Consider the following 17,618-nt stretch of genomic DNA (forward strand, 5'->3'; position numbering starts at 1 on the left):
AATCAGTAAAAATGAAAAAGATTTCCTGTTTAATATTAGTGATACTGAGTCTGACCGAGATATCCTGTAAAAAATTTCTGACCGAAGTCAATCCCAATAATGTAACCCTGGGGAGCTACTTTAAAACCCAGAGTGATTTTGATCTGGCGGTCAACGGCGCCTATAACCAGTTGCGCGGGTTTTATAATAACAAAAGTGCCTGGATCATGGGGGAGATGCGTTCTGATAATACGCACTATGACTATAAATCATCTGACCAGGCAGTAGCTACTGTGAACCGTTATGCTGTCGCCGATTTTCTGGATGATAAATATAATAACCAGACACCTGTAAAGTGGAATGCTGGTTTTAACACAATATCAGCTGCGAATGTGATCATAGATCATATCGATGATATCAGGTTGTCCGATGCCAGCCGCAACGCCATTCTGGGCCAGGTAAAGTTCATCCGCGCGCTTGTGTACTTCGACCTGGTGCGTTTTTATGGCGGATTGCCCATCTATAAACATGCGCCACTTACGCGTGAAGAGACTTATATCCCGCGTTCTTCCGTGCAGGAAGTATATGATCTTATCATAGCCGATGCCACCGATGCCGCGGCCAAGCTGGACGCACCTGCATTTCCGCAAACCGGGCGCGCTACAAAAGGTGCAGCGTTGACACTGCTGGGCGATGTATACCTGACCCTGAAAAAATATGACCTCGCGGAAGCTGCCTTAAAACAGGTCACTGCAATGGGTTATACGCTGTTCCCTAACTATGGCGATGCGTTTCAACTGAGCAACAAAAACGGAAAGGAGTCTGTATTTGAGATTCAGTTCAACACGGGCCTATCCGTGCCACAGGCTAATACAGATGCTTCTGTTTACAATTTCTTACCGCGTATGGCCAACACCACGGTGGTAACAGGTGTAAACTTCAACAACATTACAACAGTGGGTGGTTTTAACACCCCTACGCAGGATCTGATCAATGCATATGAAACAGGTGATCTGCGGCTCGATGCATCTATTGCTATTGCTGAGGGTACCTTTAATGCTACGGATGATTTTACGGCAACGGCAGTTCAATCAGCCGTAGGTTATACCGCGCCGGCAGGCAAGGTAGGGCGGCCATTTCCCAGGAAATACCTGCATACGCATGCTATCGGTAATCAAACCAATGATGACTGGCCGGTGTATCGCTATTCAGAAGTTTTATTGCTGTTGGCAGAAAGTCTGAATCAACAAGGGAAATCAGGTGATGCATTGCTTTATCTGAACACGGTGAGAGCAAGGGCCTTTGGTGATGCATTGCATAATATCACTATCACTGATCAGGCGGCACTGCAAACAATTATTTTAAAGGAAAGAAGAGTGGAACTGGCTTTTGAAAATAAACGCTGGCTCGACCTGGTGCGCACCGGTAATGCCATTAAAGTAATGACCGACTTTGGTGTTAAACAAAAGGCGCAGTATCCTTATCTGCAGGCGGGAAGCTATAATGTTACACAAGACAGGCTGCTGTTTCCGATACCTAACGCCGAAATATTATTGAATGATAAATTGACTCCTAACCCAGGATACTAACTAAAATTCATCATCATGAAAAACATCAGAAGCATAGCAGGTATTTCCTGCTTACGGGCTACCCGTGTTTATTTGACAGCATTTGTATGTTTGGTATTGGCGGCTTCCTGCACCCGGCAGGAGGAACAAAAAATGCCCGTCAAAGATAAAATACCCGAAAGCCGGCAGGTAAAAACAGAACTGGCTACCTGTTGCTGGGTCGCTATTACCAATCAATCCACGCAGAAAGTGGAGGTATATGATCCGGCAGATGCTTCCTGGACTACGCCTAAATGGAGCTGGATGCCTACTACCGCATTGTCGTATAATGCTACCAGTGAAATACCTCTTTGGGAAACGCCTACAGATATCAAGGTCCGGAATAATACCGTTTTTGCCAGCACCGCACAGGTGATCACTGCCACCTCGTACAGATTGGCCACCATTGCACGTTATACGGGCACAGGAACACGGGGGCAGAAGTTGTGGGTAATGGGTTTTAACGATACCACAAGTTTGCATGCGATGGAAATATTACCTGATGGCAATTGCGTGGTAGCCAGTGCGGGCACTGCGTGGCCGCAGGGCTGGATCCGTATCTATTCATCGTCACAGCCCTCGCCCAATCACGGGGTATATACACAATACTATTTTGCCTCCGCTCACGCGGTGCTTTGGGATGCCACGCACCAGGTGCTCTGGGCGCTGGGAAATGGGCTGAGAAAATATACTTATAATGCTGCCGGATCCGGCGGCACCATCGCAAACCCCAAGTTACATTTGGATACTTCTTATGACTCTTTGCCAAGTCCCTGGGGCCACGACCTTGCTGCCGATGTGAATAACCCGGACCAGCTGCTGGTCACCACCAATGGCGGCGTTTATATTTTTCATATATCCACCGGAACCTTCAGCGACATGCCCGGAGCGGCATATGGAACCTTTGTTAAAGCTATCAGCAGTCAACCTGGTCAGAATACGCTTGTAGAAACACGCCCCAGCACAGGTTGCCCGCTGTATCCTGCCAATTCCTGGTGTACCTCAGTCGTCAATTTTTACAACGCCGCCACTGGTGCCGCTACTGGCTCCCGTACCGTGAGCGGGGCGGCTATTTATAAAGGAAAAACATTTGATCCAAACTATTATTGATCCTATGAAAAGAATAATGTTGATGGGGGCTGTCATCTCTTTGATCATTTTTCAAATAGCCTGCAGTAAAAAAACGGGCGTGGATACAGCTCCCGGCCCCAACACTAATCCGCCGGCCGTGCAGTCCTATCCGGGGTTTCCGCTGGCCTTAACCAACGATGCCAGCAAGCAGATAGAGCTCTATGATCCCATGATGACAGACTGGAATTCCAGCAACGCAAAAAAGTGGAGCTGGTCACCAACCACTACATTGGGCTTCAGTACAAATGATATCAGGACATTTGGCGGCGGTACTGATTTCAAAGTGCGGAAGATGAAAATCCGGGAGGATGCCAGCTATGCAGCTATCAGCGATAATAGTTTTGCAGCTTTGATTGCCTATCCATCCGGACAGCGTGTATGGTCGAAGATAATCAACGGGAATCTGCATGCTGCAGAACTGCTACCCAACGGTAACATCGCCCTGGCGGCATCTGATGGTAATTGGGTCCGGGTGTACGCGTCTTCGCAGGGAGCTGATAACAACACCTATGCGGAGTTTTCTTTAGGCGCAGCACATGCCGTATTATGGGATCCGGCCATTAATGGATTATGGGTTACCGGACAGGACTTATCCAATAATGCGCACATCCTGACAGCCCTGGCGGTTGGTGGAAGCGATGCTAATCCTGAGTTAACAGAATTAAGGCAGTACCGGGTTACACTGCCTACTGCCTGGGGCCATGAAATAAGTGCATACTATGGCAACAATAATCTGCTGTGGGTAACTACCAATGGAGGAGAATATGTGTTCAATAAAACGACAAAAGCTTTCTCTATTTCACCTACCAACAACCTGACCTTTGTAAAAGGAATGGGGAATCAACCCAGTGGACAAATTGTATTGGTGCGTCCCGATGCTAATAAAAACCCGCGTCCTGCAGTCAACTGCTCGCTCAATAGCTGGTCTGCCAGCACTGTTGATTTCTATACATCAGGTGGGCAATGGCAGGGATCGAGAATAGTAAATGGTGCCTGTTTTTATAAAGTAAAAATAGTTTACGACAATTATCAGTAATGTACTTTAGCAAATACGTAAAAATATATACCTGTTGCCTGGCCTTACTGGGCTTTGGTGTGGAGAATACTGCCGGGCAGCAAAATACGCCGGCGCTGATTCCCATGCCACGTTCACTAAAGATGGATACAGGCAACTTTGTTTTCGATTCTAATACTGTGATCCGGACTGATGTCAGGGAAAAGCATGTTGTTGAGTATTTCACGGACCGTTTGTTCAGCACCGGGAAGTTCAGAAACAAGATGATAACAGCTGCGGCAAAAGCATCAGAAGTGCTCATAACTAACAGCGGTGCAGAACACCTCCCAAAGGAAGGATATCGGTTGTCGGTAACACCCGCCCGCATTACCCTAACCGGCAATAACGCTGGTTTGTTCTATGGTATACAAACCCTATTGCAGTTGTTCTCTGCACCTGAGAACGGAGCGGCTACGGTTCCCTGTCTCACCATAGAAGACGCTCCTCGTTTTGGCTACCGTGGACTCATGCTGGATGTTTCCCGGCATTTTTTTACAGTCGCACAGATTAAAGACCTGCTCGACCTGATGGCTTACTATAAACTGAACCGTTTCCACTGGCACCTTACCGATGACCAGGGGTGGCGACTGGAAATCAAAAGCTACCCTGCACTAACGAAGGTGGGTGCCTGGCGTGTGCCACGTATTGAGTTCAGTGGCAATACTTTGCCACCGCAACCTGGCGAACGCGCTACGGATGGCGGTTTTTATACCCAGGAGCAGGTGAAGGAAGTAATTCGCTACGCTGCTGAAAGACATATCGAAATACTACCCGAAATAGATGTGCCAGGACATTCTATGGCCGCCATAGCAGCATATCCTGAGTTGTGTGTAACGCACAGTGCGGATACCAGGGTGAATCCGGGAAGTCCCTTTGCTAAATGGTTCTCCACGGGTGGTTTTGAAATGTATGTAGACAATTCACTCAATCCCACAGATGAACGGGTTTACCAATTTCTTGATAAAGTATTTGGAGAAGTAGCCACTTTATTTCCATACCCCTACATTCATATAGGTGGTGACGAATGCTACAAAGGTTATTGGGAGAAGGATGCTGCTGTGCAGACCTTTATGAAGCAACATCAAATCCCTGACACTCACGAGCTGCAAAGCTATTTCATTTCAAGGTTGAACAGGATCATACTGTCTAAACAGAAAAAGCTGATTGCCTGGGATGAGGTAGCAGCAGGCAATGTCAGGGAGCGGATCACGGTGATGAGCCGCTTTGGTGAAAAGGCAGCTATTGAACAAATTGGAAAAGGACTGGACATCGTATTGGCTCCTGGTAATAACGGGCTGTATTTTGATTATGCTCAAAGTGCTTCAGATCAGGAACCATCCAGCCATGGCGGTGATCAGCCGGCACAGAATGCCTATCAGTATAACCCGGAATACCCTGCATTATCTGCGGAAGAGCATAAACATATTATGGGCGTGGAAGCTTGTATTTGGACAGAAAACATCCCCGATGTTTCCAAACTGCAATACATGATGCTGCCGCGTATGCTGGCGCTGGCGGAAACAGGATGGTCAGATGAAACGGCCAAAGATTATCCACGTTTCGCCGGCACAGCATTACCATTACATCTGGAGCGCTTCGACAAAGCTGGTATTAACTACTGTGTGCCTGCGGTTTTTCATTACACGGATACAACAATCCTGACTGATACTTTCAGGTTTGAAGTAGCGCAGCCTTCTGTGCGGGGAGCCAGAATATTTTATACGCTGAACAACCGACCGCCGGGAGACTATGATCACGAATACAAAGGACCCATAATCATTGCAATTCCCCGGGGGAAGATAATCAACCTGAAAACCATTGTTATCACTCGTGCGGGGCGCAGAAGTATCATCACGCGCACCGTACTGGATAATAGCAAAAAATCTGAAAATTAATATTCACCTATGCAAAAAAGCATCTGCCAGTTCTTGCACTGTGCCTGGATCCTCGCTGTTGTATTTGTTGCTTCCAATGTAAAAGCACAACAATCATTGGAACGTTTTGAAGAGGTGGCTGCCGGTTTTAAAAACCCCGGCAGGGATTATGGAACGGTGCCTTTCTGGGTATGGAATACGAAAGTTTCCAAAAGTAATATCGATTCTATGCTGAATGATTACCGGAAAAATGATTTCGGTGGCGTAATCATTCATCCACGTCCGGGACTAATTACTGAATACTTATCAAAAGAGTGGTTCGATTTATTTGAATATGCGCTTCAGAAGGGAAAAAAATTGGGACTGAATATCTGGATATATGACGAAAACTCTTACCCTACAGGTTTTGCTGGTGGATTGGTAGGGGAACAAATGCCGGAAGCGTACAACCAGGGACAAATGTTGTATATGGAAGAAGTAACCCAACTTCCTGCTGATCTTGCTGCATTCTTTTTCTATCTTAAAGAAGAGAACGGAACTTATAAAGATATTACCAATCATGTGCAGGAGGAAGCAGGTAAAAGCGGACGTTATCAGTTATTCAGAAAAGTAAATTATCAAAGATCGAACCGTGGCTCGGTGGCAGGCCCTATAGGTGTGTCTTATGTAGATCTGATGGCTAAAGGAGTTACCGATAAGTTCATTGATATTACCTACAAAGGTTATGAAAAAGCAGTAGGCAAGGAATTTGGTAAAACAATTAAAGGCGTTTTTTCTGACGAACCAACCATCATTAATGAAGGGCACAACAGTGTACGCTGGACTCCTGAACTATTTGATAGTTTTTATAAGAACTGGGGGTACGATCTGCGGTTACATCTGCCATCCTTGTTTAAAGAAGTCGGCGATTGGAAACGGGTTCGTCATAATTATTACCAGGTCTTGCTGGAATTATTTATTGCACGGTGGTCGAAACCTGTATCTGCATATATGAGCGATCATCAACTTACCTGGACCGGACATTATTGGGAACATGGTTGGCCAAGCCCCTACCATGGACCAGATAATATGGCCATGTATGCATGGCATCAAATGCCAGGTATTGATATGCTCTTCAACCAGTTTAATGAAGATAAACCTGTGCAGTTTGGCAATATACGCGCTGTTCGGGAATTAGGGAGTGTGGCCAATCAATTGGGTAAAACACGTACGCTGTCTGAAACTTATGGTGGTGCCGGATGGGAACTTACCTTTAAGGATATGAAACGCCTGGCCGATTGGGAATTTGTATTAGGAGTTAACTTTCTGAATCAGCATTTATCGTTTATGACGCTAACGGGAGCACGAAAATATGATTATCCACCAAGTTTCTCTTATCATGAACCCTGGTGGCCCTATTACCGTTTTATGAATCATTACTTCACACGGCTGTCTTACCTGTTATCCAAAGGACAACAGTATAATAATATCCTCGTCATTGAACCCACCACCTCGGCCTGGATGTATTACGCCAGGGATGGTGAAAACAAGCGTTTTTTCGATATCACCAAAAGGTTTAATGATTTTGTGACTTTGATGCAAAGAAACTATCTGGAATATGATTTAGGTTCAGAGCATGTGATCAAAGAGAATGGGCGTGTTGATGGGAATAGCTTTGTTGTTGGAAAACGGGCATATCGGGTGGTAGTGATACCGCCAGGCATGGAAAATATAAATAGTGCTACGTTCCGTTTGCTGAAAGAATATATCGCAGCAGGGGGGCAGGTGATCTGTTTTGAACAATTGCGATTGGTAGATGGTGCTGTCAGCAGGGAGCTTTCCACCATCACCCAAAAGATCCATGATGTAAACCGGGATGCCTTGCTGCATCTGTTCCACAATGAAGGGTTTAGTATATCCGTGGGAAAAGGCGACAGTATCGGAGGCAACATTTATCACCAACGCCGCAAACTGGCTAATGGTGAGTTATTGCTATTAACCAATGCCAGCATGACCGGGTCATCTCGGGGAAGGATCAATATGCCCGGTCAGGATGTGTTACAGATGAATATGAATTCAGGAAGTATTTCCCGCTTTAACTATTCGTTGCTTAACCAGGAGGTGCATTTCGACTTTGATATTCCCCCTGCCGGAAGCCTGATGCTGTTTGTTGCTGATAAAAAAATGCCCCGATATAAAATGGCTGCCCGACCAATGGAATGGACTAACGTGAATGCCTCAACGACAAAAGTAAGCAGACCGTCAGACAACATGCTGACGATTGATTTTTGTGATCTTCATTTACATCAGCCGGATTCAAACTATAATAATATACACGTAGGTGTAGCTTCCAATACGGCATTCAAACACCATGGATTTACAGATGGGGTGGGCAACCCATGGAATAACCGTACCCAGTTTAAAGATAACATCATTAAGCGTGATACTTTTTCTACAGGAACCGGGTACACTGTTGTGTATCATTTTACGCTGAAAGATAGTGTTGATTTCCGAAGCATTAAAGCAGTGATAGAGCAACCTGGACTTTGGCATGATGTGAAAATTAATGGCATGAACATTAAAAATGAACCAGGACAATGGTGGCTGGACCGCTCCTTTGGGGTGTACAAGATTGGCCGCTATTTAAAAGCCGGAGATAACGAATTGGCTGTAACTGTTTCTCCCATGAGCGTTTATGCGGAAATAGAACCGGTTTATATTTTGGGTGATTTTAACCTGGAATCAACACAATGTGGCTGGAGTATTGTAAAGTCGCAACCATTACAGCCCGGCTACTGGAGCAGGCAGGGATTGCCGCTGTATGGTCACGGTATCACCTATACGAAGACATTTACGGTGGCTGATCCTGCCAAATCATATGCGGTGGAATTAGGTAAATGGAAAGGTACTGTGGCCGCTGTAAAGGTCAATGATGTATTTGCGGGCATCATCATATCAGAACCCAATACACTGACTATCGGTGAATTCGTAAAAAAAGGCAATAATAAGATCGAAGTAACAGTAATCGGCAGTTTGAAGAATGTTTTAGGGCCATTTTACAACAAGCCGGCTCCTGGCCTGGTTGATCCTGGTAAATGGTATAATATTAAAATGCAGCCGTCTGGGAATGAATACGATATTTATGATTACGGATTGACCACTGATTATGAAATTAAGGTGATGCGCTAATCTAAATTACAAGGTCACATGACTATTAACTTAGATGACATCTCTCTTACTGTTGGCAGGGGAGAAGGGGAAATCTGAAATTGCAATCGTGTCTCAGTAAACGATAGGTAACCTAAATAAAGCAGCATAAAGAAGCCCGCCTGATTAATCAGGCGGGCAGAATAGTATTCGAACCTATCGGCAAATGTATTGTTCTATTGGATCAGTAGTAATTATTATTTTAAATTGCCTCCAGTTCCAGTACAGAGCTGGTTTCTATTTTCTTCATGTACCATTTCAGTCCCTGGTACATCAGGGCTTCACCACTGAAAATCTTACCACTTTCGGGAAACTGAGGTGGGACATCTTTCAATAAATTTATTTCTGTAACCCTGTAGTTTTTCTTTGGATCCAGGCCATTGAATTTCCATTCCGGCCAGGTGTCCTGCTGCATTGTTTCCATATTATAGGCAAATACCACGGCTTTGTTCTTCGTGCTGTCTACGTACATCAACGATGAAAAATTAGTAGTATAGGGAGATACGAGCCGGTACAGGGAGCCGTAATTGATCACATTTTGCAGCCGGTGATAATTGTCCACCGTTGTGTGGGCAAGTGCCAGCTCCTGATCATTTAGTTTTTTTACAACAATATCAAAACCCAGCTTACCTGCCATTGCTACATCCATTTTATATTTCAGTGATTCACGACCGGCAGCGGTTACATGTGCACATACGGTAAGAGCGGGATAGAAATAGGAAGTGGCCCATTGCAGGCGTATCCTGTCTACAGGATAAGTATTATCACTTGGCCAGAACTCCTGGAAGTACTTCATCGCACCGAATTCTACCCGACCACCACCACTGGCACAAAGCATCATATCGAGATCGGGATACTTATTGCGGATGCGTTCCAGTATGCTGTACCAGGCTTGTGTGTAACGTATATACAAACTGTTTTGGTCTTTTTTTAAATAGGGGCTATAAGCATTATCCATAGAACGGTTACAATCCCATTTTATATAGGCAATTCCCGGTGCTTCTTTCATCAGGTTGTCAACTACGTCAAATACATAATCCTGTACCCTGGGATTAATCAGGTCCAGTAGCAACTGCGTACGGTACAAATGCTGCGGGCGGTTAGGGGCTATCATCAGCCAGTCCGGATGCTGCTCATACAATTCACTCTTAGGATTTACCATTTCAGGCTCTATCCATATGCCAAACTGAAGCCCTTTGTTTGTTGCTTCCTTTACCAGGTGCCCAATACCTCCTGGCAATTTCTTTTTGTTAACCTGCCAGTCACCCAGCCCTGCGCGGGAATTATCACGTGGATATTTGTTTCCAAACCAGCCATCATCCAGCAGAAATAAATCAACACCTAATTTAGTGGCGTCGTCAAAGAGATTTACAATCGTATCCTGGTTGAAGGCAAAATAAGTTGCTTCCCAATTATTAAGAAGTGTCGATCGTTTTTGCCGTCCGTTCCAGATACCATAATCGATCGCCCAGCGATGGAAATTGCGGCTGACCTGGCCGGTACCGCTACTGGAATAGGTAAAGATGAAGTGTGGCGTTTCGAATTTTTCCTTTGGTTTTAATGCGTATGAAGACGCATACGCATTGATTCCCGGTATAATTTTTAATGTATTGCCCATATCAATATTCAGTTTCAGCGTTTCAAACTGTATATTGAAATTTCCGCTATAGGCAAGCGTTCCGGCGAAAACTTCCCCGGTATTTTCTGTAACACCTGTTGACGGCGAAATAAGAAATGATGGATTATAGTTGCAGGCGGTACGTACTCCCAACTTGGATTGTATGCTAAATATGCCCGGCTGTAGCAACGACTGTTTCATTTCCATTTCTTTTTCGTACTCACCATAGAAATAGGTGAGATGGTTTTCGGGCCATAGAATGTTGATAAAAGCAGAGGCATACCGGTTTAGAACCACTTTGTCTTCTTCTCCATGTGAAATAGTAGTCCAGGTATCAATAATATCTTCTGCCTGGAAAGATTTATAGTGCAGCGTTACGAAGAACGGGTAAGCCGGATCCTGCAGCTGTATATCTGTTTGGACAATGTCCGGTGATAAATTTTTGGACTGGTGTGAAACATAATTTAACGCCAATGACATATTTCCGTCTGCATGCATCACTTCAATAGCTGGCTCGTTCAGATAGGTGGAACCGCCGGTGGCATAGGCTGTATTCAACGTTGAATTTTCATTTCGGTAGTCCGGATTTACATCACGATATACTGATGTATTGCTTAGCCTGGGGCCGAGGTATATTTGTTGTACCTGTTTATTGGTATCTACTTCAAAAACAATGGCAGTGTGATTGGTTGTAATGGCAATGGTTTGGGCCTGACTTATTTTAAAGGAACTGATGGCCAGAATAAGAAACAAATATTGTTTTGCTGCTGCTGAAATGTGCATATGATTTGTTGTATAGAATAAACTGTTTTTGAATGGCTATTTATGATCTTTAGTTGATTTGCATAACAATCATAAAACCGTTTACATTCTTTCAAAGTGTAGGTTACGCTAATTGCCTGGTATTGACGAAAATATGCAAAGGAAATCGTACTTGCATTTAGGAGTTAAAAATTGCAAAGAATTGGTGAAAATATGATGAATGCATGCTTCATGAACGGGTTTCTTCGCTTTTCTACAGACTGGGCGGCTTTAGAAAGTAAGCGTCAGTGCCATCGTAAAACGGTCCCAAAAGTAAGTATTTCCGGAGGGGAATTAAGCAATAAGTGCGACCATGATGCAGTGCATATGGCAGTAGCCATTTTAGTGTAGATATATTGGCGGGTTGGAATTTTAAACATATTGTAAACCTTGATAAGGTTAAACCGTATAATTCCATAAATTTATGAATAGGTATCCTTTAATTGAAATTTCATTTATAGCATATGATACATAGAAAAATTCTCACCATACTATTACTACTTATTCACCTGAGTATTTTTGCGCAGCAGACACCATCCTTTAATATAGGCCAGCGCACTTTTCATTTTAAAGATGAAAAGCGTAACCGGCCTATAGTTACGGAGGTATGGTATTCAACAACGGATACACTTAAAGTAAGCGATAAAAAATATTCTCCTTTTTTACGCAATTATACGGTGCGCGATGGAAGTCTGCCAACAGGTAAGTTGCCCCTTATTATGGTTTCACACGGAACGGGTGGGAGCCGGCTTTCTTTGGAATGGCTGATACAAAATTTGGTTCAATCTGGTTTTATTGTAGCTGCTGTCGATCACTGGGGCAATACGGCGGATAATAAAATCGCGGTTGAATTTTTAAAGGGATGGGAAAGGCCGCAGGATATCAGCTTTGCGCTTACTCAGCTGCTGAAGGACAAAGATTTTAATACAGTGATAGATTCACAAAAGATTGGCGCATTGGGCTTTTCATTTGGGGGTTATACCGTGATCGCTTTGGCTGGTGGAGTAGTTGATTATCCGGTCATGTTACATTATTACCGCACCATAGGTCACCGGGAGATGGAGGTGCCCGAATTTCCGGGGTTGGGCCGCTTACTGTATGACAGTACTTTGCTGGCCGCCACTAAGCATGTTCCTGATTTAAAAGATAGCCGCATCAAAGCCTTCTTCGCCTTATCGCCAGGCACGGGACCGGGCTTTGTCCGTAAACAGCAGTTTGAAAATGTTCATGGACCTGTTTTTATTACCGGCTCACTGGCGGATAGTATGGCACCTGTTAAAACAAATGCGAGGGTATATCATCAGCTGATCAGAGGTGCTGGTTATTATGAGTTCGGCGGTAAAGTCGGGCATTATGTAATGTTGGGCGAAGCAGATAACGAATTAAAGAAAGAAGCGCCGATTCCATTTGTGGATGATCCTTCTGTAAACAGGCACCAGGTACATTTAAAAGTAGACAGTCTCGCTACTGATTTTTTTAAGAGAAATTTGAAATGATGTTTATAAGTGTAACAGGCTAATAAAAGACCATCTCTTGCCCCGCCGGTGGTTATTCAGACTTGTAATCAATCAGGCAATAAAACAAAGCCGTTTGAGTCGATTCTCATCTTATGAAACTATTTAGCATCATGCAATGAAAATAATGAGGGGTAAACATCGGGTGATATCATGAATGACAGATGGAGGGGCAATATAACATCAATGGAGGGCAAATTTGAGGTTGTTTTTCCTTTTTAGCAATTGGATATTTACATGTTTAGTTTTAGTTAAATATTTTGCCTTGATTCATTGTTGTAAATATGGTGAATCCCTGATATCATAAGTATCGTCACCTTTTTTTTAGTATATATTATTTAGAACATTGCAATGAAAAAAATTAATTGCAGGAAGCAGATGCTGATAGCATTAGGATTCCTCTTTTCTTCGCTGATACTCGCAAAGAGTACCATGGCTCAGGATATCAGGTTGTCTACAAAGTACGCGGCACTGGTGGTTAACAAAGACGGTTACATTGTCAGTATCAAAGACCGTATTACCAACAGGGAGTACAATCCAGCCGGACTTAGCTCCCCACTGCTGGCATTAGAGAAAGATAAACATACGATTTATCCTTCCGCTGCAAAGTGGTTGAAAAATGAAAACCATTTGCAACTTACTTATCCCAATGGATCTGTAGCCATTTTAAAGGTAGACTCCAAAGGAGATTATCTCCGCTTTGAACTGCTTTCACTTACTCCTGCAAATGGAGTGGATAATGTGGTGTGGGGCCCTTATAAAACCAGCATAAAGAAATATATAGGAGAAATCATTTCAGTGGCAAGAGATGATAATTTTGCTATTGGAATGCTGGGCCTCGATGATAATACAACCAGTGGGCCTCCATGCGATGGGGACATGTCTCAGGCAAGTTATATTATTCATACCCCGGATCCTGTGAAATATCCATTGCMTGCTGATTTGAAGGAAGGGCAACGGTTCCGCATCGGTGGTGATGGCAACAACGACGTAGCCTTCTATTCGCATCCAGAAGAATATTACAGGTACATGAATGGGAATGGTGCACAACTGGACCCTGCTTATGGCATCTCCATCGTCATGCATGCCCGCAATCGCAAGAAACCATTTACCATCTTCTACCCGCTCTTCAACGACTTTCCGGGTATTAAGGCGCCMCGGCATATGGAACTGACGCCGGTGAATGTAGATTATATTGGCTCTTCTATCGCATTATATGCATGCCCGGATTCACTGGGCCTGAAAGTAATAGAAAAAGTAGTGAAGAATGAAGGCCTGCCTTATGTTACCCGGAACGGCAAATGGGTAAAAGATCCATCAAATTTTGAAATTGACCTGGCCTGGTCCGGCCCACACGACAGCCTTGTATCCTATGCTAATCAGCTTGGGCTGAAAGCGGTACAGGATGAAGGGTTGGGAGAATATTATGTTAATCCTGCAGACAGATGGGCTGGAAAATATGTGCGGCTTAATAACGAAAAGCGTCCTATTAAGGATTTAACAGACCTCACCAACAAACATGGTATTGCGTATGGTCTTCATACACTGACGGAGTTTGTACAGCCTCACAGCAGTGATGTGCACCCGGTACCTAATGAGGGATTATGTACGGTATTGACCACGCAGATTATCAACCAGGTGTCGGCAGCTGATACCACTATACAAGTGGCTGATACCAGCTATCTGAATGAACGGGGTGGCTGGGATCAGAATACTGTGAATGCGCTGAGGGTTGGTCAGGAATTGATTGAATACAGGGGCGTCACTACCACGAGGCCCTATACGTTAACCGGTGTTAAGAGAGGCGCATTTAAAACCAATGCGGCGGCTCATGCGGCCGGAGATAAAATAGCGAAACTTCAGGTGAACTGTTACTCCGGCTTCATCCCGGATGCGCAATTTGGCGATGAATATGCCCGGTTTTACGCGCGGCTGCTTCACGATGGAGGTATGAATTTTATTGACTTTGATGGCTTTGAGAGTTTTACCTACCAGGGCCATGGCCAATATCCATTCAAACGATTTCTGCGTATCCTTTTCGGAGATCTAAAGCAAATGGGTGTGCCCTATCTGAGAGTGATGGGTTCCTGCGTATTTGAAGGTAACTGGCATTACATGAGCGTTTGCAACGTGGGTGGAGGAAATAATATGTTCGATCCGGTGCATAATAAGTGGGGTATTGAAGGAAAGGATATCCGTTATTCATTTAACAGTAATTACTTCCCCTGCACATTTGGTATTCAGGATATACGGAAAGACTGGAATGTACAGGTAATAGAAAATCTGCAGGCCAAGTCAGTTGCCTGGGACGCTACTTATATGTTAGGTGTCAGCCAGGGCAGTATAGAGCACAGAACGGATAAAAAAGAACTGTTTACAACCTTCAGAGTATGGGAAGAAGCAAGGAAGGCCGGCGTTTTCAGCCCGCAGTTGAAAGAAGAAATGAAATTGCAGGAAAACAAATATCACCTGGAGCAAAAGGATAAAAATACCTGGTGGATGTATGTTGTTAATACAGATGGTTCTTTAGGTAAGAAGAGAATTCTAAAACGTACCAGGACAAGTTAATATAAGCGTTTTGTTAGATCGGTTAATTTTTGATGGCAGCTTACCCATGTTATTATAACATGGGTAAGTTTTTTTATGATCCATGTAATTGCTTCCAATGCTGTTTATGTAAATTATTATTTACACCACGGCGTATTATTACTACACTCTTTTAAGATATACTGTATTAAGCCCCCATCAGTATAGTCAGCACTACCTTTTCATTATGTTGAATCCGCCTATGCTATGCTTAATACCCGCTAAGTACCTATAGTAGCACTGCAGGAGAGGTGGACTTGATGCGGGGGTGACTTCCGGATGCATAACTCCGATGAAATTGAATCAGCAGATAGATAGAGGTGAGAACCGGCCATAGGAGGGCTGCTTCAGTACCAGGGCTGTAGCTGGGGAAAGAGATAGACTATTGAAAGGAAGCAGGTATAAGGGGTTTATTTATCAAAATATCTCCGGGGCAGGAGCGCTTTATTCCAGTTGAATAACCGCTGGATAAGCGTGTGTATAGATAAGTTTGGGAAGCAGTTTCGTTCGCTTTGGATAGGTGCGTTTATTCACATATTTGGGAACCTGTGGCGCTGCCACTGCAATAATATCGGCGGCCATATATTGTTTGTTGCCCGATGAACCATCCCTGTACATGGCTCTCACCTGGAAAACCACTACCAGTGAACCCTTCCCGGGTACCTCCAGCGAAACATTTGTTTCCTGGAAAGTGGTGTCCGGCGCTATCATGAGTGTAACCGTTTCGCTACCGGCCAACTGGCGTGATGTAAAATCAATGCGTGTTGCGATCACTTTTACTTCCAGGGCGGCAATACCTTTATACCCGGCGATGGTTTGTGCGGGAATATTTAATATCCCGTTGCTGAAAAGGCGGGGGGCTACCGGGAAAAAACGATCTACCCCGGTATGCTGATTGAATCGGAAGCCAGTGATGGCGGCGTGATGATCGCCGGCAGCAATAAGTACCTTGTTCAGCCGATTGATGTGCCCGCTATCACAATGGATATCCAGGTGGTTGTAGAAGGCATGACGGATAAAAGCGCCTTTCCTGCTGGCGATGCCAAAGCGCCTGGATGCGCGGCGGGTAGCAGCCGTTTGCTGCACGCTTTCCGGCATGGAGCGCAAAAAGTATTGGCCATTGCGCTTATACCCAATGAGAGGACCGAGTTTTCCCGTAAAGGGAAGGATAGACATTTGTTTTGCCATAGGAGATTATTTTGATAAGATAAATATAAGATAATCCGGGGAACCTGTTTTCAGGATAGATGGAAGAATTGCCAGGCAATATCATCTCTTAAGGGAAATTTGTACTAATAGCTTATCCGGACTGATATTGACATCCAAAGAAATTGTTATTAAGCGATTTTAAAGCGTTTCCCAATGATTATCAAATGCCGTTATGTACCCAATCAGACATAATTGCTTCTTCTTTTTTAGGTATATTTATATATTCCCTTAACCCATTGTTACATGTACTTTATTAAAAGTTGTATTATTTTATTACTAACATCATTTGTTACAACCACGCTCCGTGCACAGACGAATATTTACTATTCCGACATCCAATTAGAGATTATATATTGAGCAACCAACTCAAGCCAACTTATGAAATGTTTTTTTAGTTTTCTCTTTCTCCTCTACCGATAACTACTTTAGGGCAGGCGTCCTTTCCTAAAGGGTTTAAATTAATACAAGGTGACAATTTAACAGGAGAAGATGATAGATACTCTAATGGAAAAGATATTTTTCAAATGCATTTCTTTTTTAGATCCTATGACGGCGATTGGACCTGGAACGATGAAAAATATAAACAACACATTGCAGAAGGTATTGGATATCCAATGTATCGGACTACAGATAGTCTCTTGTGGGGCACAGGAAAAATTAATGGATATTACTCCTACATGGTAGTAGACAGGAATGGTGAAGTATTTGAACTTTTTTCCAAATATAATGATGCAGACTTCTCTTTCTATTCGAAATGGCTTATTTCTTCTATAAGAGAATATCGTAAAAGAGGAAAAATGTTCATGTTTCGGAGGAGGTACCATTTGATTTCATGACCAAAGACTAGCTGTGAGCTATAGGATTCAGTCTGGTTATTATAAAACGGTCTTTATTTTATCGGTAAGCGGGGGGCAGTACTTGCATTGGCATGACCAGCACAGGTTATCGGACTTTAGTATTGTACAGTACATACGGGTTTGTTTCAAACCAACAGGAAAAATGTTTTCACAACAGTTAGCTTTCACCTACGCTATGTATTCTACATCCCATTATCCAACA

General features: G+C 43.8%; 10 protein-coding genes. 8 read left to right on the top strand and 2 right to left on the bottom strand.

All coding sequences use genetic code 11. The features are described from left to right. Positions 1 to 11 precede the first annotated feature (11 nt). The 5 genes from AB4Z08_RS11440 to AB4Z08_RS11460 are packed head-to-tail and all read left to right on the top strand — an operon-like array spanning position 12 to position 8,813. The gene (locus AB4Z08_RS11440) at positions 12 to 1,568 is read left to right on the top strand and encodes a RagB/SusD family nutrient uptake outer membrane protein (protein WP_441573863.1); all 1,557 of its coding nucleotides are present in this window, start codon (positions 12 to 14) and stop codon (positions 1,566 to 1,568) included. A gap of 15 nt (positions 1,569 to 1,583) precedes the next feature. Further along, positions 1,584 to 2,696 carry a DUF6528 family protein gene (locus tag AB4Z08_RS11445; protein WP_441573864.1) on the top strand — a complete coding sequence of 371 codons (1,113 nt, stop codon included), beginning with the start codon at positions 1,584 to 1,586 and terminating at the stop codon, positions 2,694 to 2,696. Positions 2,697 to 2,700: 4 nt separating this feature from the next. Continuing rightward, on the top strand, positions 2,701 to 3,753 hold the full coding sequence (locus AB4Z08_RS11450) for a DUF6528 family protein (RefSeq protein ID WP_441573865.1): 1,053 nt from the start codon (positions 2,701 to 2,703) through the stop codon (positions 3,751 to 3,753). Continuing rightward, positions 3,753 to 5,666 (top strand): beta-N-acetylhexosaminidase, encoded by a 1,914-nt coding sequence (locus AB4Z08_RS11455; protein ID WP_441573866.1) that lies wholly within the window; start codon positions 3,753 to 3,755, stop codon positions 5,664 to 5,666. Before AB4Z08_RS11450 ends, AB4Z08_RS11455 begins: the two co-directional genes overlap by 1 nt. Before the next feature lie 9 nt (positions 5,667 to 5,675). Then, positions 5,676 to 8,813 carry a glycosyl hydrolase gene (locus AB4Z08_RS11460; protein WP_441573867.1) on the top strand — a complete coding sequence of 1,046 codons (3,138 nt, stop codon included), beginning with the start codon at positions 5,676 to 5,678 and terminating at the stop codon, positions 8,811 to 8,813. 220 nt (positions 8,814 to 9,033) lie between these two features. Here the strand turns inward: AB4Z08_RS11460 and AB4Z08_RS11465 are convergent, their stop codons facing one another. Further along, a complete protein-coding gene (locus AB4Z08_RS11465; RefSeq protein ID WP_441573868.1) occupies positions 9,034 to 11,232 on the bottom strand; it encodes an alpha-galactosidase in 2,199 nt (732 codons plus the stop codon). Between the two features lie 482 nt (positions 11,233 to 11,714). On the opposite strand from AB4Z08_RS11465, the gene AB4Z08_RS11470 reads away from it, so the two are divergent. Both AB4Z08_RS11470 and AB4Z08_RS11475 read left to right on the top strand, forming a co-directional pair. Beyond that, positions 11,715 to 12,746 carry an alpha/beta hydrolase family protein gene (locus AB4Z08_RS11470; RefSeq protein WP_441573869.1) on the top strand — a complete coding sequence of 344 codons (1,032 nt, stop codon included), beginning with the start codon at positions 11,715 to 11,717 and terminating at the stop codon, positions 12,744 to 12,746. 369 nt (positions 12,747 to 13,115) lie between these two features. Continuing rightward, positions 13,116 to 15,332, top strand: coding sequence for a hypothetical protein (locus tag AB4Z08_RS11475; protein WP_441573870.1), 2,217 nt, complete (start codon positions 13,116 to 13,118; stop codon positions 15,330 to 15,332). Between the two features lie 462 nt (positions 15,333 to 15,794). Here AB4Z08_RS11475 and AB4Z08_RS11480 read toward each other — a convergent pair whose 3' ends face one another. Beyond that, entirely contained in the window at positions 15,795 to 16,538 is a 744-nt protein-coding gene (locus tag AB4Z08_RS11480) for a hypothetical protein (RefSeq protein WP_441573871.1), read from the bottom strand. 545 nt (positions 16,539 to 17,083) lie between these two features. On the opposite strand from AB4Z08_RS11480, the gene AB4Z08_RS11485 reads away from it, so the two are divergent. Next, the gene (locus AB4Z08_RS11485) at positions 17,084 to 17,395 is read left to right on the top strand and encodes a hypothetical protein (protein ID WP_441573872.1); all 312 of its coding nucleotides are present in this window, start codon (positions 17,084 to 17,086) and stop codon (positions 17,393 to 17,395) included. Positions 17,396 to 17,618: the final 223 nt, after the last annotated feature.

It is taken from the genome of Chitinophaga sp. RAB17 (assembly GCF_052114225.1).
In the GTDB taxonomy this organism is placed as follows: Bacteria; Bacteroidota; Bacteroidia; order Chitinophagales; family Chitinophagaceae; genus Chitinophaga.